A 20,186-nucleotide genomic window follows, 5' to 3' on the forward strand; every position below is an offset into this window, starting at 1 on the left:
CACAGAAAGAGGTTGAATAACGAAAATGAGAGACACAATAGGTAATAACAATAGTGATTTGACTGAGATGAATCGCTCTGCTGTTGTAAAGATATTACAGCAGCGAGAAATCTGCTCCCGGGCAGATATAGCCAAACAAATGGGTCTTACTCAAGCTTCTATTACCAAAATAGTAGCGGCGCTGATGGGGATGGGCATAGTATCTGAGGTAGGCAGCATAAAGGGCAGTGGTAACCGCCGCTCCATAGGATTGAAGCTGAATGCCGACAGACATCAGATTATTGGAGTAAAATTTGCAAGGCATATGTTTGCTGTAGGTGTATTCGATATTTCAGGTAAAATATATACCCAGACCGAAACGGAATACCCTCTTGAGCAAGATCAAAGATCAGTGCTTTCCGCTATGAAAAAGCAGATACATGATATGCTGAAAGAGTATAAGAATGTAGCAGCTATTGGTCTTGCCGTACCTGGACCTTATCTTCGGACCGAGGGACGAATCGCCATGGTAACCCGAATGCCCGATTGGCACAATATTAATTTTATTGAAGAATTCAAAGATGAGTTTAACAAGCCCTTTTTCATCGAACAAGATGCCAACGCGGGAGCGCTGGCGGAATGGTGGTTTGGAGATCATGACAAGTCGATGAATACGTTGGCTTATTTTTTGGCAGGAGAGGGAATAGGATCTGGTATTATCGATCGTGGCAGTTTACTGCTGGGCTCACAGGGGGCTGCGAGTGAAATTGGACACATTAGCATAGATGCTCAGGGACCTCGCTGTGAATGCGGTAACTATGGCTGCCTAGAAATGTATTGTTCAGCTCCTGTCATATTAAAGTTGGCGAAGCAGCGTGTGCCGGAATGTTTTGCTAAAGGTAATCGGCAAAGAACGGATGCCTGCAATGCCGTTTTTGAAGAGGCTCGTAGAGGTGACCTAAAGGCGTTGGAGTTGGTAAAGGAGATTGCGGAATATATCGGGTACGGCTGTGTTACTTTGATTAATTCCTATAACCCCGATATTATTGTCATTGGCGACAGTGTATCCAAAGGCGGGGATTTATTACTTCCTACGATACAGGAGGTGGTGAACCAGCGAACGATTCCCGAATTGCACAGCAGGGTGAAAATTAAAATATCCAGCCTAAAAGTTGACCCTACTCTGTATGGCGCTGCTGCTATAGCGACAAACAGGGTACTGCAAATGCCTAGTGCGTTTTTGGCAGTAAAAGAAGAAGAGGTGAATTCTATTTGATCGGACCAGAAGCGGTGCAATATAAAATAGTCTTTTGCGATATTGATGGAACACTCATAGATTCGAAAAATCAAATTTCTAAAAGTACGGTGCAGAAAATACGGGAACTTTATCGTATGGGAATTCCTTTTATAATGGTATCGGCGCGTATGCCTTCGGGAATTTTGCCGATACAAGATAAAGTGGGAATAAAAGCACCTATTGTTTGTTACAGCGGTGCACTTATTCTCAATCAGTATGGGAACTGTCTCAAAACGTTGGGGATTGAGCGCAAAAAGGCGGTTCTTATTGACACATTTGTAAAAAAAGAATGGAAGCATATTTGTTGCAGTGCTTTTTGCCATAATAACTGGATTGTAGATAATGTTGACGATAAATGGGTGGTACAGGAACAACAAATTACATCATCCGCGCCGGTAGAAGGGAGAGTCTCCGATTTTATTTTGCCAGACGGACATATACATAAGTTTTTGTGCATGGGAGAAGCGGAACAGATTACTGCTTTGAACGTAGCAATGAAAGAAAAATTTCCTGAGTTATCCATTTACCGATCCAAAGAAACCTACCTTGAAATTATGGATGGAACGGTCTCAAAATCAGGTGCAGTCAGATACCTATGTATGGATTACAATATTTCTCTTCAAGCTGCCGTATCGTTTGGTGACAATTTTAACGATATAGATATGCTGCTTGCTACCGGCACCAGCTTTGCCATGGGCAATGCACCGGAGGAAGTAAAGCGGCATGCACGAAGGATTACGTTGGATAACGATCACGAGGGTGTGCTTGCAGGGCTTAGACAATTGGATTTTGCAGGGAAACAGATATAGCATTACAACAATATTTGCCTGCCAAAAGGCGGGTATACAGGGAGGTAGGTTTAAGTATATGGAACATCCTTTAATCCTTCAGATGCAAGGAATTACCAAGGTTTTTCCGGGTGTGCGTGCCTTGGACGACGTAACTTTAGAGGTGCGCAAAGGGGGGATTCACGCAATTTGCGGAGAGAATGGAGCCGGAAAATCAACACTGATGAAGGTTTTGTCCGGCGTTTACCCTTACGGCACCTATGAAGGCCGAATTATTTACATGGGCAGTGAAATGACTTTTAAAAATATAAAGGAATCAGAGAGTGCTGGTATAGTAATTATTCATCAGGAGCTGACAATGATTCCGGAGCTGTCCATCACCGAAAACATTTTTATGGGGAACGAAGTAGTCAGGCATGGCCTGATTGACTGGGATACTGCTCGAAATTACACGAGAGAGCTGCTAGAGAGAGTAGGGATGGATATTGATCCGAATACGCAGATTAAACATCTGGGGGTAGGCCAGCAACAATTAGTAGAAATTGCCAAGGCATTATCCAAAAATGTTAAGCTGTTGATTCTCGACGAGCCGACATCTGCACTCAACGAGGCTGATTCTGCAAATTTACTCAATATCATGCGGGATTTAAAAACAAAGGACATCACGTGCATCATGATTTCGCACAAGCTCAATGAGATTGCAGCAATATCCGACGCAGTTACAGTAATCCGTGACGGTCACACAGTCGATACATATGCCGTAGAGGCGGGGAAGGTTGACGAGAATCGTATCATTCGTTCCATGGTAGGGCGTTCGATTGAAAACCGTTATCCGGAGCATGAATCCCATCCGGGAGAGATTATTTTTGAGGTGTCTGACTGGTGTGTTGAAGATGCTCATATTGCAGGGCGGCTAGTGTGCAAAAATTCCAATTTTTATGTCAGAGCCGGAGAAATAGTCGGCTTTGCAGGTCTTATGGGTGCGGGAAGAACGGAGCTTATGCGTTCTATCTTCGGACGCAACTATGGTAAATATCTGGGAGGAACGATTAAAATCAGGGGAAAAGAGGTTCGAGTTACCTCCGTATCCTCCGCTATCAGACATGGCATAGCTTATGTGCCCGAGGATCGCAAAACTTTGGGACTCAACCTGCTTGACAGCATCCGCAAGACGATCGTGTCGGCAAATTTAAAGGCAATTAAGCGGGGGGCTCTGCTCAATGCGGATAAAGAGTTAAAAGCTGCCGAGGAGTACCGTAAATCTATGAATATTAAGGCACCAAGCGTTGATATCGGGGTAAATACGCTGTCGGGTGGCAACCAGCAGAAGGTGGTTTTGGGCAAATGGTTGTTTACGGAGCCGGAGGTCTTAATTTTGGATGAACCGACAAGGGGTATTGATGTCGGTGCTAAATATGAAATTTACCGTCTAATTCATGCACTGGCAGATCAAGGGAAAGCGGTCATACTTATTTCATCTGAGTTGCCGGAGGTGTTGGGTATGGCAGACAGGATATATACTATTTTTGAAGGAAGTATAACGGGAGAGCTAAACAGTAGCGAAGCTAATCAGGAAAGCCTCATGAGAATGATGACGGATACCTCTGCGGAGGGTTCTGATATAGGAAAGGACGGAAATGTATCATGAAATATATAAAGCAAGTATTAGGCGGTGAACTTCGTCAGTACACAATGGTGCTCGCTCTGGCGGCGCTAATTATTATCTTTAATATCACTTCAGGAGGAAGGATGCTTACTTCTTCCAATTTCCAAAATCTGCTATCTGGCAACGCATATGTATTAGTTTTGGCAATTGGCATGCTGATGGTTATCGTTATCGGACAAATTGACTTGTCTGTTGGCTCTGTAGCCGGATTTTCGGGAATGGTTATGGCTCTGGTGGCTAGAGATCTTCATTTTCCGTGGTGGCTTGCAGTAATTGTCGCTTTGGCAATCGGTGTTGCAGCCGGCGCATGGCAGGGCTTCTGGGTGGCTAAGCTTGGCATTCCAGGGTTTATCACAACTTTGGGAGGTATGATGATTTTCCGAGGAGGCGTCATCTGGATATCCAAATCTATCTCAGTACCGGCACCGTCAGAGCTTAAATGGTTTGGCGCAGGTTATCTGCCAGAGTGGGGTCCGGCATTTACGGGAATGAACAATTCAACCTTGTTGTTGGGAGCTATTGCAATCGTCTGCTTTGCGGTATCGCAGCTACGCAAACATGCCCGTTCGACTGGTGTTAACGGCACGAAGGAACCGCTTTGGGCAGTGGTAGTGCGGATTATTTTGGTAGGAACAATCATCGGCTACTTTACATGGCTTTTTGGCAGTGGACGTCCGGGAACTTCATTTCCTGTACCGGGACTGATTTTAGTTATTTTGATTATCATTTACCACACAATTACCGAACGTACACAGTTTGGCCGTCATATCTATGCGGTTGGCGGAAATAAAAGTGCTGCAGCTTTGTCTGGTGTAAATGTGCAGAGAACGTATTTTCTTACTATGCTGAATATGTCATTTCTTGCAGCTTTGGCTGGCATCATGTTTGTGGGTCGCTCCACTGCCGCTGGTCCTTCGGATGGAAACGGCTGGGAATTGGATGCGATTGCCTCAGTATTTATTGGAGGTGCTGCAGTTTCAGGTGGTATCGGTACAGTTTTTGCTACAATGGTAGGTGGTATGGTGATGGCTGTGCTTAACTCTGGTCTTATGCTTATGGGAGTTGGTGCTGACCGTACACAGGTAATAAAGGGGCTGGTATTACTCGCAGCAGTTGCGTTTGATGTTTATAACAAGGTGAATGGACGTAACTCCATCATTGGAAGACTGTTTCCGGATAAGGAAACCAAATCTAAGCAAGGCAAGCCTGCCGGCAGTGATTCATAACAAACTGTACGGCCGGGCCTTATATAGTCAAAGGACTTTAAAAAGGAGGATTATTTTATGAAAATGAGAAAACATGTATCCATGCTTATTGCAACTGTATTGGTTGCGACAGTAGCACTGGCAGGTTGCGGCGGGGGACGTGAAGCTGCAACTGATTCGGCAGAGAGCACTCCGGTTGCAGAGTCAAGCACGGAAGACACAAAAACACCGGAAGCGGATACACAGGAAGCAGCCGTAGGTTTTGAAGAGGGAGCAACCATAGGTGTTTCTCTGCCATGGCTCGGTACTCAGAACTGGAAAGAAGCAGAAGAAATGTTTAAGACGCAGTTAGAAGCAGAAGGCTTCAACGTAATTGTTCAGGCAGCTGATAACAAGGTTCCTCAGCAGCAACAGCAGATTGAGTCTATGATTCAGAATGGTGCTAAGGTTATCGTAGTTGGTCCAGTTGATGGTTCACAGCTTGGTGCTGTTTTGGAAGAAGCTGAAGCAGCAGGAATTGTTGTCATTGGTTATGATCGTCTGCTTGAGAATACTACCGGTGTTGATGGCGTAGTACAGTTTGGCAGCATCAGAACTGGTGAATTACAAGGTCAGGCGTTACTCGATGGTTTGGCAGCACAAAAAGGCGAAGGACCTTATAATATCGAGTTATTTGGCGGTGGTCCTGCTGACCCGAACGCTCCTAACTTCTTTAAAGGTGCTATGTCAGTGCTTCAGCCAAAGATTGATGACGGTACACTTGTAGTTGTATCAGGACAGACTGATTTTACTCAGTGCGCAACTCTTGACTGGGATAACGCTAAGGCACAGTCTCGTATGGATTCTCTGCTTTCAGGTTTCTATTCAGACAAGGAAATTGATGGAGTTTTGTCACCAAACGATGGTATTGCTCGCGCTATCATTACTGCTTCTGAGCAGGCAGGACAAAGCATTCCTGTTGTTTCAGGTCTTGATGCTGAGAACGAATCAGTTGAATGGATTTGGGCAGGAAAACAGTATTCGACGGTAGCTAAACCGACTGATGTTCTTGTGGGAAAAACAGTTGAGATTATTAAAACACTCCAGGCTGGCGGAAGAATGCCGGAAACTGATGTAACTGTAAACAACGGAAAGAAGGATGTTGATATTTATGAACTTGCTCCGGTTGTTGTTACAAAAGAAAATGCGAAAGAAGCATTTGCAAACGATCCTGATCGTCTTGCACTTCTGAAATAGTTTTTCAATAAAATTTCAAATAAAATCTGCCGCTTCAACAATTAGAAAATTGTGAAGCGGCAGATTTCTGTTTCCTTATTTGTTTAAATAATTTAAAAATAGATATTATACCTTGACACCACATAAAAAAGGTGATAGGATATAAAAAATAAAGAAAAATCGATGATCAAAGAGAGTACTTACGGAAAGTACATTTCAGAGAGCCGGGATTGGTGGAAACCGGTATGGAGAGCCGTAAGGAATGGGTTTGTTAGATGCAAGGTGAACGAGTTTCAAGTAGCTGCAGCCGTGACCTCACGTTACAGGGGAATAATATCGAAGCGCAAGCTTCCGTATTGTAAATGAGTCAAGTTATGAATTGGTGGCAGATATATTTTCCGATTGGAAAGTGTATCTTTTTTTATTTTTATAGCAAAATATATTTGCTATGAAATTTAGAAGAAATAAAAAGCCGCTGTCAAAGCCTTACCGGAAATAATCCGAAGGCAGACATCATACAAACTTGAGAATATGGGTGGTACCACGTGAACAACGTCCCTGTTACTATAAATGTTATAGTAGCAGGGATTTTTTATATCATAGGAAATCATCAAGGATTTCCTATGATATAAAAAATATTTATGCGCATGAATGCAAGTGGAAGATGTCACTGCGTGACTGTATTCAGCGCGACAAAGCAGCCAAGTCCATCATGAGTGAGGGATTAGGGAGTTGATGCGGACTAGTCCGCTTTGTTCATATCATAGGAAATTTTGAGGAGGAAAAAAATGAAGCGAATATTAAGGGCATACAAGAAAACGGTAAGTATCGTAAATGAAACCGCAGTCGGTCTGTATGAGGGACTGGCGAAGGACAAAAAAGGTTTTTTGCTTGAGAGCTATGACAAGAATAACGGAAGATATACCTTCATCGGAGCGGAGCCGGAGGAAATTATCACTTCAAACAAAAACAGTTTGATAATCAGAGGAAAAGACGGCGGACAGAGAGTGCTTAACGGAAATCCGGCAGAGCTTCTAAAGGACTATTATTCCAGCTTTGAGGTGAGAACAGATGGAACAGAGCTTCCGTTTGCAGGAGGATTATTTGGAAGCATCGGTTATGACTATATTCGCTATACAGAAGAATTGCCGGATGAAAACGAGGATGAAATCGGAATTGAGACGGTTCAGTTTATGCTGGCAACCTCTTTTATGGTGATGGACCATGTGGCGGAAACGCTGACAGCGGTTGTCTTAGACAGCGATGACGAGGCCGGAAGGATAAACGGAACAAAAATGGCGGAGGAATTGGTTCAAACTGCCGTTTCAGGGATGGTTACAAGGGAAAATAAATTTGTTCACGATGGTGTCATCGTCAAAAAATCCGACAGCTTAGAGCAGTACAGCGAAAAAGTAGAAAAAATCAGGCACTATATAAGAGAAGGACATATTTTCCAGACGGTGCTGTCCCAGAGGTGGACGATCGAGACAAAGCAAATGGGCTTTGATTTATACCGTGAGCTTAGAGAATTAAATCCTTCGCCTTATCTCTACTATTTTAACTTTGGAGAGTTTGAGATTATCGGCAGTTCACCGGAAATGCTTGTAAAGCAGGTAGATAACAAGGTGTACACCTGTCCGATTGCGGGAAGCAGAAGAAGAGGGAAGGATGCAAAGGAAGATGAGCTTTTAAAGGAAGAGCTTTTGCAGGATGAAAAAGAAAAGGCAGAGCATGTAATGCTCGTTGACCTTGCAAGAAATGATATGGGAAGAATTGCGGAATTTGGAAGTGTAAAGGTGACACAATTCATGGAGGTGCAGAATTATTCCCACGTCATGCACATCGTATCTTTGGTGGAAGGCAAGAAAAAGGGAGAGTATCATCCATTTGACTTAGTATCCTCTTTCCTCCCGGCAGGAACGCTAAGCGGAGCACCGAAAATCCGTGCGATGGAAATTATCGATGAGCTGGAAAGTGTAAGGCGTGGGCTTTACGGCGGGGCAACGGGACATATTGATTTTAACGGAAACATGGATTTTTGTATTACGATACGCACAATGATTAAAAAGAACGACAGAGTGTACTTACAGGCAGGGGCAGGAATTGTAGCTGATTCTGTTCCGAAAAGCGAATATGACGAATGTTGCAATAAGGTGATGGCACTTGCCAAAACCTTGGTTGAGGAGGAAAAGCTATGATACTTTTAATCGATAATTACGACTCATTTACCTTCAATTTATACCAGTACATGGGAATTTTCACAGAGGACATCCGAGTGGTGCGAAATGACAAGATTACAGTCAAAGAAATCGAGCAGATGAATCCGGATAAAATTCTTATCTCGCCGGGACCGAAAAGTCCGAAGGAGGCAGGCATCTGTATGGAAGCGATACAGTACTTCTTTGACAAGAAGCCGATTATGGGCATTTGTCTCGGGCATCAGTGCATCGGTGAGGCGCTGGGGGGAACTGTGAGCTATGCAAAGGAATTATTTCATGGAAAACAGTCAACAATTGAGCATGACGGCACAAGTGTTTTCACAGGAATCAATACGCCTATCCGTGTGGCGAGATATCACTCCCTTGCGGTGCTTTCAAACGACCTGCCGGATTGCCTGAACGTTCTGGCAAAAACAGAGGACGGAGAAATCATGGCGATGCGTCATAAGGATTATCCGGTTGTGGGACTCCAATTTCACCCTGAGTCCATCTATACGGACCATGGAAAACGGATTGTTGAAAACTTTGTAAACGGTGTGATATAGGAGGATATTATGATTTTAGATGATATTGTAAGGGATAAAAGAAAAAGACTGGAAGAAAGCAAGAAAAAAATAAGTGAGGGCGAGATGAAACGTCTTGCGATGGCAAGTGAGAGACAGTCCGTCAGTTTTTATGAGGCACTTGCAAAGCCGGGACTTTCGATTATCGGTGAATTTAAAAAGGCATCGCCGAGCATGGGAGTCATAAAAAGTAAAATCGAGCTGACTGATCGGATTGACCAGTACAATGAAGCGGTGGACGCAATTTCGTGCCTGACAGAGGAAGATTATTTCAACGGAAGCATTGCGTATTTAAAGCAGATACGAGAAATGTCTGATCTTCCGATTATCCGAAAAGATTTTATCATAGATGAGTACCAGATTTATGAGGCGAAGACAATCGGAGCGGACGCTATTTTACTCATTGCGGCAATTCTTGATGACAAAGAGATGAAAGTATTTTATGATTTGGCATATCATCTGGGAATGGATGTTTTGGTGGAGGTTCACGATGAGGAAGAAATGCAGCGGGCATTGCATTTGCAGGCGAAGATTATCGGTGTCAACAACAGAAATTTAAAAGACTTCACCATAAGTCTTGAGACGACAAAGAGATTATCTGAATTGGTTACGGAGGGGACGGTATTTGTATCAGAAAGCGGTGTTACAACAGAGGAGGATATCGCATTTTTAAAGGGCTGCAAGGTGAATGCATTGTTAATCGGCAGGGCATTTATGGAGTCTGAAAATCCGAGAGAGCTGGCAAAAAGCTGGAAACAGATATTTGACTGATTGGAGGAAACGGGATGACAAAAATTAAAATTTGCGGCATCACAAGGCTTGATGAGATAAAAATGCTTCCCAAGAATCAGGTGGACTATGTGGGTATGGTCGTATTTTTTCCGAAAAGTAAACGAAACAATACGATGGAGAATGCAAACATACTTCTTGGAGAGTTGAAAAAGCTGCCCGTCAAAACCGTTGCAGTTACGGTGTCACCTACGGTCAATCAGGTCAGGGAAATTCAAGAGGCAGGCTTTGACTACATTCAGATACATGGTACACTGGAAAAGGAAGCGTTTGACGAAATTAAATTACCGATTTTACGGGCGTTTAATGTGACCGATTTAGAAAAGTACGAAGTTTACCGCAACTGCCCGAAGGTTTATGGATATCTGTTTGATGCGGCAATTCCTGGCAGCGGAAAAATATTTGACTGGTCACTACTGGATAATGTCCCAAGAGATGAGAAGCTGTTTATTTTAGCCGGAGGATTAAACTCTGAAAATGTATGTGAAGCAATAAAGAGACTAAAGCCTGATGCGGTGGATGTAAGCTCCGGCGTGGAGGGTGAAAACGGTAAGGATGCAGATAAAATAAAAGCATTTGTAAATAGCGTAAACAAAGCAGGAAAGGAAATGTGAGATGGATAAATATTATTATGGTAAGTTTGGCGGCAGATATGTGCCGGAATCATTGATTAACACGTTGGATGAGCTGGAGGCGGCATTTGAGACAGCGATAAAGGATGAGGCATTTATAAAAGAGCTTAACTACTATTTAAAGGATTACGTGGGAAGAGAAACGCCGCTTTATCTGGCGGAGCGCTTATCTGAAAAATACGGAACGAGGATTTACCTAAAAAGAGAAGATTTAAATCACACCGGTGCGCATAAAATCAACAATGTAATCGGACAGATACTTCTTGCAAAGCGTATGGGTAAGAAAAAGGTCATTGCAGAGACAGGTGCGGGACAGCACGGCGTTGCAACGGCGACGGGAGCGGCACTTTTTAATATGGAATGTACGGTTTACATGGGCGAGGAAGATGTACAGAGACAGGCACTCAATGTATTCCGCATGGAGATGCTCGGAGCCAAGGTTGTGAGTGTAAAATCGGGAAGCAATACCTTAAAGGATGCAACGAATGAAGCGATTCGTACATGGGCAAAGACAGCGGAGGATACCTTCTATGTAATAGGCTCTGCTGTCGGACCTTATCCATATCCGAAAATGGTAAAAGAGTTCCAGAGCATCATCAGCAAAGAGGCAAGAGCGCAGTTTTTACAGAAGGAAAATAAATTGCCGGAGACCGTAATCGCCTGTGTGGGCGGTGGCTCCAATTCAATCGGTATGTTTGCAAACTTTTTGGAGGATAAAGAGGTAGAGCTGATTGGCGTGGAGGCGGCAGGGCTTGGCATTGAGAGCGGAAAGCATGCGAGCGCGATGGCACTTGGAAAACCGGGAACGCTTCATGGCATGAGGTCCTATCTGTTACAGGATGAGGACGGAAACGTTGAGCTGGCGCATTCCATTTCAGCAGGATTGGATTATCCCGGTGTGGGACCGGAGCATGCGTACCTAAAAGATACGAAGAGAGTCGAATATGTGTCTATCACCGATGCAGAGGCGATGACGGCACTGAAGGAGTTATGTGAATTGGAAGGCATCATTCCGGCAATTGAGAGTGCTCATGCGTTGGCTTATGCGTTTAAAAAGGCAGAATCGATGAACAAGGAGCAGGCGATGATTGTGTGTTTGTCCGGCAGAGGCGACAAGGATGTACACACGGTTTCCGATTATTTCAGCGGAAAAGGCTATTTGAATTAGGAGGGGAATACGATGAATCGAATTGAGCAGAGATTACAGGAGCTTACGCAGCAAAATAAAAAAGCATTTATCACTTATATGACAGCAGGACTCCCTTCCTTGGAGGGAACAAAGGATATCATCCTTGCGCAGGATGAGGCAGGAACGGATATCATTGAGCTTGGCATTCCGTTTTCCGATCCGGTTGCGGACGGACCGATTATTCAGGAGGCGTCCTTTGAGTCGATACAGCTTGGAACGAATCTTTCGAAGGTGTTTACTGTGGTAGAGCAGGTGAGGGAAAAATCACAGATACCGATTGTATTTATGTTATATTACAACACGGTTTTGTATTATGGTGTGGAAAACTTTGTAAAGAAATGTAAAGAAACAGGCGTGGACGGTTTTATTATCCCAGATCTTCCGCTTGAGGAGCAGGAAGAAATCAATGAGTTTTTAGAAGGAGAGGATGCTCCTGTTCTCGTTCAGCTTGTATCCCCTGTCTCCAAGCAGAGAATCCCGCTTATTCTTTCGAAAGCAAGAGGTTTTGTCTACTGTGTATCAGCGATGGGCGTGACTGGGCATGCGGCTACTTTCCACAAGGATATTCAAGAATATCTGGCAGAGGTAAAGAGGGCGAGTAACATACCGGTTATGATGGGCTTTGGAATCCGCAGTGCGAAGGATGTCGAGCCGATGAAAGACAATATCGACGGTGCGATTGTGGGTACACATTTTATCAAGCTGATGAAGGAATGTAATTATGATTTGGATACAATCAAGGATTATTGCAGAACCTTTAAAAAAAAATTGAATGAAACGTTTTTATAAGTAAGAAAGTGTGAGCGTTGCTCACACTTTTCCTATATAGAAAATTTTATAGGACAAACCACCCACATGAAATTATTTTCTGCTATAATATCCATAGACTAGTGTTGGAGGGTATAAAATATGAGTCATAAGAAGAAAAATCTTCCGCTAAAAACGGTGTATTATCGTTCGTTTATTGTTTTTACAGTACTGCCTATTCTTGTTGTTTTAGTGATTGCCCTTTCTATCTTAAATATACAATTCAAGAAGCAGGCAATCGAAAATATAGAAAGAGCACAGGAGAACGTTATTACGAATTTGAAAGCGGATATTGATACGATGTCTATGAGACTTTCTCATATTGTTTATACAAATAACAATGAGATTTTGCAATATGCGTCAGAAACCGATACGAGTGTAGCGGCGACCAGATATGAAAATGAGCAGCGGCTTTCCCAATCTGTCAATATGGCATTAGAGCCTGTGAAGGAAATTGTATCCGTTGGATTTTACATGAAGGATGGAATTAATGTTTATGTAAAAAGAGATATTAATCGTGAGATAGATGAAATTAAAAAGAGTAGTTGGTATCAGGAGGCTTTGGAAAAAAGCAATCAGGTTTGTGTCGGTTCTTATGATACGAAATCCACAAGTGATTTATTCAATGGAGGGAAGAAGGATTTACTTATTTTAGTATTTGCAATTGCCCCCGATGTAAAGACAGATCGCTCTCAAAAGATTGAAATGGTTACCTTTTATCAATCTACAAAAGCGGCTGAGAGAATTGGAGAATATAATAAAGCCTATCTTGCCGGAAAAAACAAACTAGGTATGACAAGAATTACCGATGCAGACGGAACTATTATATTTTCTACCAGTGAAGAGGAGCCTGACTATAAAGAAGCTGGATATACAAGTATAAAGACACCGATTGCTTTTAACAATACACAGTGGATTATAGAAAGCTATATCAAAACAAAAGAGCTGACCTCCGATTATTGGGAAACGGCTATGCTTGTTCTTGGAACGGCTGTCTTAATCTTATTGTTTGCAGGCTATTATTTTGGCTACTTTTTAAAAGGCATCGTAAAGCCGGTAGAAGTAATCAGTCAAGGCTTAAAGCAGGTAGAAGAAGGAAAACTGGATATACATATCGAGCCGAGCGGACAATATGAAATCAGAAGCATGATACATCAGTTTAATGCGATGGTACGCAGGTTAAAAGCCTTAATTGAGGATTACGAAGAGCGTGTGAGAAATATAAGTCATACTCCTTCCTATTATTTAGGGGCTATGATAAAAGGAGAGATGACGCCGGAAGAAGTCAATGAGACGACAAAGGAATTTTTTATGGAGGGCTATGCGATAATCGGTTTGATGATAGACCGGTATTCTTCTGCGGAAACCGAAACTAAATGTGCCCTTCGCGTGATAAGCAGTTTTGAGCGAAACCCAAGATTTGCATCACGCTGTGTTCTGCATATGGAAAGTGCAAAATTTTTATTGGTATTTTACCGCATTACAGAAACGGATTATAAATCAAATATTATTAAAATGATAGATGAACTGCAAAAGATAGGGGCAAGGGAGGCGGATATCCATATGTTTGCCTGTATCGGCAGCAGGAAATATGGCTGTCAGAATTTTGAAAGTGCAGTAAATGAGATAAAAGAAAGTATGTGTCTTTGTCATTTAAAGAAGGAAAACGGGCTGATTTATCTGGAGGATAAGAAAGAGCTGTATCAAATAATTATAAAACACAGCTTTTTCTATGAGAAACTTGCGGAAGCCTTATATATTGCAGACGAAAAGAATTCGCTTCAAGAGAGAGAAAAATTATTTGAGTTATTTGCAAATAAATCGATGGAAGAGAGCAAAGCGGAGGTTTATGCGGTTATTACGGCAATCGGAAAGCGGTTTAACAGGGATAATTCCAGATTTTCGGATGTATTCGGACAGCCGTATGATTATATGGAAAAGATGGACAAAATAGAAGATGTCAGAAGCTTAAGACTTTGGATTACGAATTATTTTACCTGGATTATCGATTTTTCCGCATCAAAATTAAACATCATGGAGACGGATGTTATCGTAAAGGCAAAGCGCTTTATGAGCGATCATTATGAGGAGGCAGATTTATCACTCGCTATGGTGGCGGATTACGTTGGTTTAAATGAAAAATATTTTACCAATCGTTTTACAAAGGAAACCGGTGAGACGTTTTCTTCTTATCTGACCGAATTAAGAATACAAAAAGCAAAGGAATTATTAAAGACAACGAATTTTAAAATATATGAAGTTGCCCAGATGTCCGGCTATCATAACGTGGAACATTTTAACCGTATGTTTAAGAAGTTAAATCAAATAAGTCCAGCGCAGTATCGAAAAACCATGTAAAGTGTGAGCAAAGCTCACACTTGAGGCTGTCGACAAAGTCGACAGCCTTTAAAATTCATGGCTAACGCCATAAATTTTAGTTACTGGTCGTAAAAATGCTGATTTTCTCGCACAAGAGCTATGCCCCTAAAAATCAGCATTTTACACTACAGCGGAAGTGAATTCCGCTTGCGTGATAGAAATGAGAACGCTTCGTTCTCAAACTCTCCGCTTTTATAAAGCGTTTGTCTACAGTCTGAAGTGTGAGTAACCCTCACACTTTCTTATATCATAGGAAATTCCTGCGAATTTCCTATGATATAAAATATTATGCGCACGAATGCAAGAGGAAGATGTCACTACGTGACTGCATTCGGCGCGAAGTGTGAGCAAAGCTCACACTTTCTTACTATAAATCAAGAATTCTAACAAAAAGTTAAGAACATGTTAAATGCAAATGTGAAAATAAATCAAGAAAAATGATAATATGAGATAGGAAAAAAAGGGCTTGCTTGCTATGATAGGGACACAATAAAAAAGGGAGGTATTTTTCAATGAAAAAGAAAGTAATAACAACGCTATTGGTGTGTGCCTTAACAGCGTCTACGCTGGCAGGGTGTTCCGGTTCTTCTAAAGAACAAGGGGCGGCAAAGACAGAGAGCACGGGGGTAACCTCTGAAGCAGCGGGGGAAAAAAGCGGAGATTTAAGCGGCTCTCTTACCTTTGCAATATGGGATAACAACTTAAATGATTTTATTGAACAAAATGATATGGTAGGTAAATTCCAAGAGCAATATCCGAATATCGAGATTGAAGTGGAAAAGATAAAGGACGATACGGAATATTGGAATGCAATGAAGATGAGGGCTTCCGCAAATCAGTTGCCGGATGTAATGTTTAATAAGCCGTTTACTTTATCCAGATTTAAAGATTATTTAGTAGATTTGTCCTCCACAGAGGCGAGTGCAAATAATGAGCTGGCAAGCGGTTATGCAATTGACGGCAAAGTGCTTGGCATACCGATGACGTCTGGTTACGAATATGTATATTATTGGAAAGATATGTTCAAAGAAGCAGGTGTAGAAGTACCGACAACCTGGACGGAATTTGAAGATGCTGCTAAGAAATTACAAGAGTATTATGGAAAAGATAATGCTGATTTTATGGCAATTGCCTGCGGATTAAAGGATGAATGGCCGGATTATCCATATATGGAGTTTATGCCTGCACTTGAATCCGGAAACGGACAAAACTGGAATACAATGGCTGCGACAGATGCGCCTTTTGCAGAAGGAACAGATATTAATAAAGCTTATAATAAAATATACAGTCTGTTTTCTTCCGGTGTACTTGGAAAAGATCCGCTGGGAATCGGTAATGATCAGGCAACTTCCATTTTTGCTTCAAAAGGTGCTGCTATCATTGCTCTGGGAGACTGGGGACTTCAAAATATTCAGTCGGGCGCTGCGGACAGTTCAGAACTTGGAACATTTTACTTACCGACCAGAAATTCAGAATCTGATCCTTACAATGTAATTGTGCAAGGCGATTCCTTTATGGGAGTTACAACACATTCTAAGAATCAAGAAGCTGCAATCGCTTTTGTGGAATGGTTTTACTCCGATGCATGGTATCCTGATTATATAAACTTTGTATCATCGGCTTCCTCTATGAGTAATTTTCCAAAAGAGAAAGACCCTGTGCTTGCACAAGCAGATGAACTTACAAAGGATAAAGTGTTAATTATGTATGATGGCGGAGGAGATGATTTTTCGTCAATCCAGAATGAAACAACGTTTGATTATAAAAAGCTTGGTGCAGAGATGCTGACAAACGGCTTTGATTTAAAAACAAAACTAGCAGAGCTTGACACAAAGTGGGCAGAGGCCAGAACAAAGCTTCAGATTAAATAGAGTTTTTAGGAGGAGGGCTGTGTAAGGCAGCCCTCAAATTATATCAGGAGGTAAGTATGAACAAACTAAGCAAAAAAAGAAAACAATTTATTGTTGTTTCCCTGATTGTGCCTATGCTGCTTTTGACCGGCTTTGTAGTTTTTCCCGCAATTGACTTGTTTCGTATGAGCTTTACGAATTGGGACGGTTATTCTCCCGAAAGCAGTTTTATAGGAGTCAGTAATTATATATCCATGTTTCAAAATCAAGACCTTTGGCTGTCTTTGAAAAATAATGCCGTATATTTTCTGGTACATCTGTGCATGATTTTTGTCGAGCTTGCCTTTGCTGTACTGTTAAACAGCAAATTGCGAGGGGCAAAGTTTTATAAAACAATGGTTTTTATGCCTTATATTATTAACGGAGTGGCAATTGCCTATGCTTTCTCTTACTTCTTTTCACCGATTAACGGAGCATTTAATGCGATATTGGAAAGTGTGCATTTGGAAGCCTTGATTCGAAACTGGCTTTCAGACTCAAAAATTGTAAATTATGTGCTGTCCTTTGTTTCTGTATGGCGTTTCAGCGGATATCACATCATCCTTTTCCTTGCAGCACTTCAGTCTATTCCTACTGATATCGAGGAAGCAGCCAGAGTAGACGGGGCACATGCATGGCATTTGTTTAAGTATATTCAGATACCGGCAATTATGTTAATGGTTGACTTTGTACTGTTTGATAATATCAGAGGAGCACTTCAGGTATTTGATATTCCGTTTGTTATGACGGCAGGAGGACCGGGCTACGCATCATCAACCTTTACCTTATATACCATTAAAACTGCATTTACCTTTTCGAATTTCGGGCTTGCATCAACTATGGCTGTGGCAATTATGATTATGATTGTAATCATTTATCTGATACAAAATAAAATCATTCATGGATTTATTTTAAGGGAAAGGAGGAGATAGGATGCTAAAAAGAATAGTTTCACAAACTTTAAAACAAATTATTTGTATTTGTATGGTGGCAATTGTAATTGCGCCTATTCTTCTCACCTTGTTTGCGGCATTAAAGACAAAGTCAGATATGGCAATCACTTCACCACTGGCAATGCCCGGTTTGGACAGCATTACCTTTGAAAATTTTAACAAGGTGCTTTCTGACAAATATTTATATATAGGATTTAAAAACACAGGAATGATACTGTTTATCTCTTTGATTTTTAATGTATTATTCGGAACGATAACAGCGTTTGTTATTGAGCGGTTTTCCTTTCGAGGAAAGAATATTGTAGTTGCTTTGTTTTTTATGGGAATGCTCATTCCGACCTTTGTAACGGAAATAGCAAGATTTCGTATTATACAAGGGCTTCATTTATACAATACATTAGGGGCACCTATTATCATCTACATTGCTTCCGATTTGATGCAGTTATATATTTACAGACAGTTTATCTCGGGTATTTCCGTATCCTTGGATGAAGCGGCACTCCTTGATGGCTGTTCCTATTTTACGTTGTTCGGCAGGATTATTTTCCCGCTCCTTGCACCGGCAACGGCGACTGTATGTATTATTAAGGCGATTAACATCATAAATGACATGTATATTCCTTATCTTTATATGCCAAAAAACAGTCTGCGCACCCTGACAACATTTTTAATGAATTATGCAAACGCACAGCAAGGTTCTTGGCAGCTGCTTGCGGCAGGAATTATTATCATTATGATTCCTACCATTGTCATATATGTCTTTTTCCAGAGATACATATTAGCCGGGGTTGCATCCGGTGCGGTAAAAGAATAAACAACAGGCTGTTCAATAAATGCAATTTTTTATCTAAGAAAACACAAGAAAGAAACTCCTGCCGATGCTATAATAAAGAAGTAACTTAAAAGAATATTTTAAGAAATCAGTGTAGGAAAAGGAGATAAGACAATGAAAATAGCTTTAATTAATGAAAATAGCCAGGCGGCAAAAAATGAACTCATTTGTGCAGCACTAAAGAAGGTTGTAGAGCCGATGGGCCATGAAGTGTTCAACTATGGTATGTACAGCGCAGAGGATGAGAATCAGTTGACATATGTTCAAAACGGTATTTTAGCGGCAATTCTTTTGAATTCCGGTGCGGCAGATTATGTAATCACAGGCTGCGGTACAGGTGAGGGAGCAATGCTTGCATGCAATTCCTTCCCGGGAGTAATCTGCGGACACGTGGTTGATCCGTCAGATGCTTATATGTTTGCACAGATTAACGACGGCAATGCAATCGCTCTTCCGTTTGCAAAAGGCTTTGGCTGGGGAGCAGAATTAAACCTTCAATACATTTTTGAAAAATTATTTGAAGGCGAGAGCGGACAGGGCTACCCAAGAGACAGAGTTGTGCCGGAGCAGAGAAATAAGAAGATTTTGGATGAGGTGAGAAAGGTTTCTTTAAATGACCTGATTACTACATTGAAGAACATCGATCAGGAATTGGTAAAGGGTGCTGTTTCAGGCTCCAAGTTCCAAGATTTATTCTTTGCAAATTGCAAGGATGAGAAAATTGCGGCATTTGTAAAAGAGATTTTAGCTTAATAGCATATATAATAAGAAGCAGGAGAAAATAGTGTAAAAGCTATTTTCTTCTTTTTTGTTTTGTGTTGTTTTTGGGACAACAAACAAATGAAAAAAAGTTGTAAAATATGTTGATTTTTAATAGAATTAATGATAAAATGAAATAAAGTCAAAATAAAACAACACAAACACACATGTTTAAGGAGGAATTTTTAAAATGGCTAATGAATACGAAATTAAAAAACAAATCTGTGACATCGGAAAGAGAATATATGATAGAAACATGGTTGCTGCGAATGACGGTAACATTTCTGTTAAGTTAAACGATCATGAATTCCTGTGCACACCAACCGGCGTATCAAAAGGTTTTATGACTCCGGAGTATATCTGTAAGGTGGATGAAAACGGAAATTGTCTTCAGGCAAACGGAAACTTCAGACCATCATCTGAAATCAAAATGCATATGAGAGTTTACAAATTAAGACCAGACGTTGGATCAGTAGTTCATGCACATCCAACATTTGCTACATCATTTGCGATTGCAGGAATTCCTTTGACACAGCCAATTATGCCAGAAGCGGTTATTGCATTAGGATGCGTTCCGATCGCTGAGTACGGTACACCTTCTACCAATGAAATTCCGGATAGATTAGAAAAATACCTACCTTATTATGATGCAGTTTTATTGGAGAGCCACGGAGCATTGACATGGAGCACTGACCTTTTAGCTGCTTACCACAAAATGGAATCAGTAGAGTTCTATGCAGAATTATTATACAAAGCAAGACAGCTTGGCGGACCAAAAGAATTTGATAATGAAACAATTCAAAAGTTATATGAAATCAGAAGACAGATGGGCTTACCAGGAAAGCACCCAGCAGATCTTTGTGCTAACTTAGGCGGACAGTGCGGCGGCGGATGCCATTCAGGCGAAGGCAAATGTTCATCAGATTCTTCATCAAATGACATCGAAAAGATTGTTGCAGAAGTAACAAAGAAAATCTTAGCTCAGATGAAATAATCAATTTAATTGTAAATCTGTAGGAGGTGCA

Annotated in this window: 17 protein-coding genes; all 17 read left to right on the top strand. The window is 41.4% G+C overall.

Annotated elements, in window-relative coordinates:
- The first annotated feature begins 25 nt into the window (after positions 1-25).
- On the top strand, positions 26-1,255 hold the full coding sequence (locus CTY48_RS18075) for an ROK family transcriptional regulator (RefSeq protein WP_099469840.1): 1,230 nt from the start codon (positions 26-28) through the stop codon (positions 1,253-1,255).
- Positions 1,252-2,085: a Cof-type HAD-IIB family hydrolase gene (locus CTY48_RS18080; protein WP_099469841.1), complete on the top strand. Its 834-nt coding sequence runs from the start codon at positions 1,252-1,254 to the stop codon at positions 2,083-2,085. The genes CTY48_RS18075 and CTY48_RS18080 overlap by 4 nt, the downstream gene beginning before the upstream one ends.
- A 58-nt stretch (positions 2,086-2,143) precedes the next feature.
- Positions 2,144-3,712, top strand: a complete 1,569-nt coding sequence (locus tag CTY48_RS18085) for an ATP-binding cassette domain-containing protein (protein ID WP_099470220.1) — start codon at positions 2,144-2,146, stop codon at positions 3,710-3,712.
- A complete protein-coding gene (locus CTY48_RS18090) occupies positions 3,709-4,956 on the top strand; it encodes a sugar ABC transporter permease (RefSeq protein WP_099469842.1) in 1,248 nt (415 codons plus the stop codon). The genes CTY48_RS18085 and CTY48_RS18090 overlap by 4 nt, the downstream gene beginning before the upstream one ends.
- Before the next feature lie 57 nt (positions 4,957-5,013).
- Positions 5,014-6,171, top strand: a complete 1,158-nt coding sequence (locus CTY48_RS18095; RefSeq protein ID WP_099469843.1) for a substrate-binding domain-containing protein — start codon at positions 5,014-5,016, stop codon at positions 6,169-6,171.
- 767 nt (positions 6,172-6,938) lie between these two features.
- The gene (gene trpE, locus CTY48_RS18100) at positions 6,939-8,348 is read left to right on the top strand and encodes an anthranilate synthase component I (RefSeq protein ID WP_099469844.1); all 1,410 of its coding nucleotides are present in this window, start codon (positions 6,939-6,941) and stop codon (positions 8,346-8,348) included.
- A complete protein-coding gene (locus CTY48_RS18105; protein ID WP_099469845.1) occupies positions 8,345-8,914 on the top strand; it encodes an anthranilate synthase component II in 570 nt (189 codons plus the stop codon). Before trpE ends, CTY48_RS18105 begins: the two co-directional genes overlap by 4 nt.
- Positions 8,915-8,923: 9 nt before the next feature.
- Positions 8,924-9,703, top strand: coding sequence for an indole-3-glycerol phosphate synthase TrpC (gene trpC, locus CTY48_RS18110; RefSeq protein ID WP_099469846.1), 780 nt, complete (start codon positions 8,924-8,926; stop codon positions 9,701-9,703).
- Between the two features lie 14 nt (positions 9,704-9,717).
- Positions 9,718-10,335 carry a phosphoribosylanthranilate isomerase gene (locus CTY48_RS18115; protein WP_099469847.1) on the top strand — a complete coding sequence of 206 codons (618 nt, stop codon included), beginning with the start codon at positions 9,718-9,720 and terminating at the stop codon, positions 10,333-10,335.
- Position 10,336: 1 nt separating this feature from the next.
- On the top strand, positions 10,337-11,521 hold the full coding sequence (gene trpB / locus CTY48_RS18120; RefSeq protein ID WP_099469848.1) for a tryptophan synthase subunit beta: 1,185 nt from the start codon (positions 10,337-10,339) through the stop codon (positions 11,519-11,521).
- 12 nt (positions 11,522-11,533) lie between these two features.
- On the top strand, positions 11,534-12,331 hold the full coding sequence (gene trpA, locus CTY48_RS18125; RefSeq protein ID WP_099469849.1) for a tryptophan synthase subunit alpha: 798 nt from the start codon (positions 11,534-11,536) through the stop codon (positions 12,329-12,331).
- 120 nt (positions 12,332-12,451) lie between these two features.
- The gene (locus tag CTY48_RS18130) at positions 12,452-14,707 is read left to right on the top strand and encodes a helix-turn-helix domain-containing protein (protein ID WP_099469850.1); all 2,256 of its coding nucleotides are present in this window, start codon (positions 12,452-12,454) and stop codon (positions 14,705-14,707) included.
- Positions 14,708-15,240: 533 nt separating this feature from the next.
- Positions 15,241-16,599, top strand: a complete 1,359-nt coding sequence (locus CTY48_RS18135) for an ABC transporter substrate-binding protein (RefSeq protein ID WP_099469851.1) — start codon at positions 15,241-15,243, stop codon at positions 16,597-16,599.
- 56 nt (positions 16,600-16,655) lie between these two features.
- Entirely contained in the window at positions 16,656-17,549 is an 894-nt protein-coding gene (locus CTY48_RS18140) for a carbohydrate ABC transporter permease (RefSeq protein WP_099469852.1), read from the top strand.
- A gap of 1 nt (position 17,550) precedes the next feature.
- Positions 17,551-18,384 (top strand): carbohydrate ABC transporter permease, encoded by an 834-nt coding sequence (locus CTY48_RS18145; RefSeq protein WP_099469853.1) that lies wholly within the window; start codon positions 17,551-17,553, stop codon positions 18,382-18,384.
- A gap of 132 nt (positions 18,385-18,516) precedes the next feature.
- Positions 18,517-19,155, top strand: a complete 639-nt coding sequence (locus tag CTY48_RS18150; RefSeq protein ID WP_099469854.1) for an RpiB/LacA/LacB family sugar-phosphate isomerase — start codon at positions 18,517-18,519, stop codon at positions 19,153-19,155.
- Between the two features lie 196 nt (positions 19,156-19,351).
- Positions 19,352-20,155 (top strand): class II aldolase/adducin family protein, encoded by an 804-nt coding sequence (locus CTY48_RS18155; protein ID WP_099469855.1) that lies wholly within the window; start codon positions 19,352-19,354, stop codon positions 20,153-20,155.
- Positions 20,156-20,186 lie beyond the last annotated feature (31 nt).

The organism is Konateibacter massiliensis (genome assembly GCF_900184995.1).
GTDB lineage: Bacteria > Bacillota > Clostridia > Lachnospirales > Lachnospiraceae > Lachnotalea > Lachnotalea massiliensis.

What these genes read in the sequence shown, in the direction of transcription:
- CTY48_RS18155 (WP_099469855.1), top strand. Translation starts at nt 19,352, where the DNA reads ATGGCTAATGAATACGAAATTAAAAAACAAATCTGTGACATCGGAAAG.
- CTY48_RS18105 (WP_099469845.1), top strand. Translation starts at nt 8,345, where the DNA reads ATGATACTTTTAATCGATAATTACGACTCATTTACCTTCAATTTATAC.
- CTY48_RS18085 (WP_099470220.1), top strand. Translation starts at nt 2,144, where the DNA reads ATGGAACATCCTTTAATCCTTCAGATGCAAGGAATTACCAAGGTTTTT.
- CTY48_RS18090 (WP_099469842.1), top strand. Translation starts at nt 3,709, where the DNA reads ATGAAATATATAAAGCAAGTATTAGGCGGTGAACTTCGTCAGTACACA.
- CTY48_RS18145 (WP_099469853.1), top strand. Translation starts at nt 17,551, where the DNA reads ATGCTAAAAAGAATAGTTTCACAAACTTTAAAACAAATTATTTGTATT.
- CTY48_RS18140 (WP_099469852.1), top strand. Translation starts at nt 16,656, where the DNA reads ATGAACAAACTAAGCAAAAAAAGAAAACAATTTATTGTTGTTTCCCTG.
- CTY48_RS18095 (WP_099469843.1), top strand. Translation starts at nt 5,014, where the DNA reads ATGAAAATGAGAAAACATGTATCCATGCTTATTGCAACTGTATTGGTT.
- trpC (WP_099469846.1), top strand. Translation starts at nt 8,924, where the DNA reads ATGATTTTAGATGATATTGTAAGGGATAAAAGAAAAAGACTGGAAGAA.
- CTY48_RS18115 (WP_099469847.1), top strand. Translation starts at nt 9,718, where the DNA reads ATGACAAAAATTAAAATTTGCGGCATCACAAGGCTTGATGAGATAAAA.
- CTY48_RS18135 (WP_099469851.1), top strand. Translation starts at nt 15,241, where the DNA reads ATGAAAAAGAAAGTAATAACAACGCTATTGGTGTGTGCCTTAACAGCG.
- trpA (WP_099469849.1), top strand. Translation starts at nt 11,534, where the DNA reads ATGAATCGAATTGAGCAGAGATTACAGGAGCTTACGCAGCAAAATAAA.
- trpE (WP_099469844.1), top strand. Translation starts at nt 6,939, where the DNA reads ATGAAGCGAATATTAAGGGCATACAAGAAAACGGTAAGTATCGTAAAT.
- CTY48_RS18130 (WP_099469850.1), top strand. Translation starts at nt 12,452, where the DNA reads ATGAGTCATAAGAAGAAAAATCTTCCGCTAAAAACGGTGTATTATCGT.
- CTY48_RS18150 (WP_099469854.1), top strand. Translation starts at nt 18,517, where the DNA reads ATGAAAATAGCTTTAATTAATGAAAATAGCCAGGCGGCAAAAAATGAA.
- CTY48_RS18075 (WP_099469840.1), top strand. Translation starts at nt 26, where the DNA reads ATGAGAGACACAATAGGTAATAACAATAGTGATTTGACTGAGATGAAT.
- trpB (WP_099469848.1), top strand. Translation starts at nt 10,337, where the DNA reads ATGGATAAATATTATTATGGTAAGTTTGGCGGCAGATATGTGCCGGAA.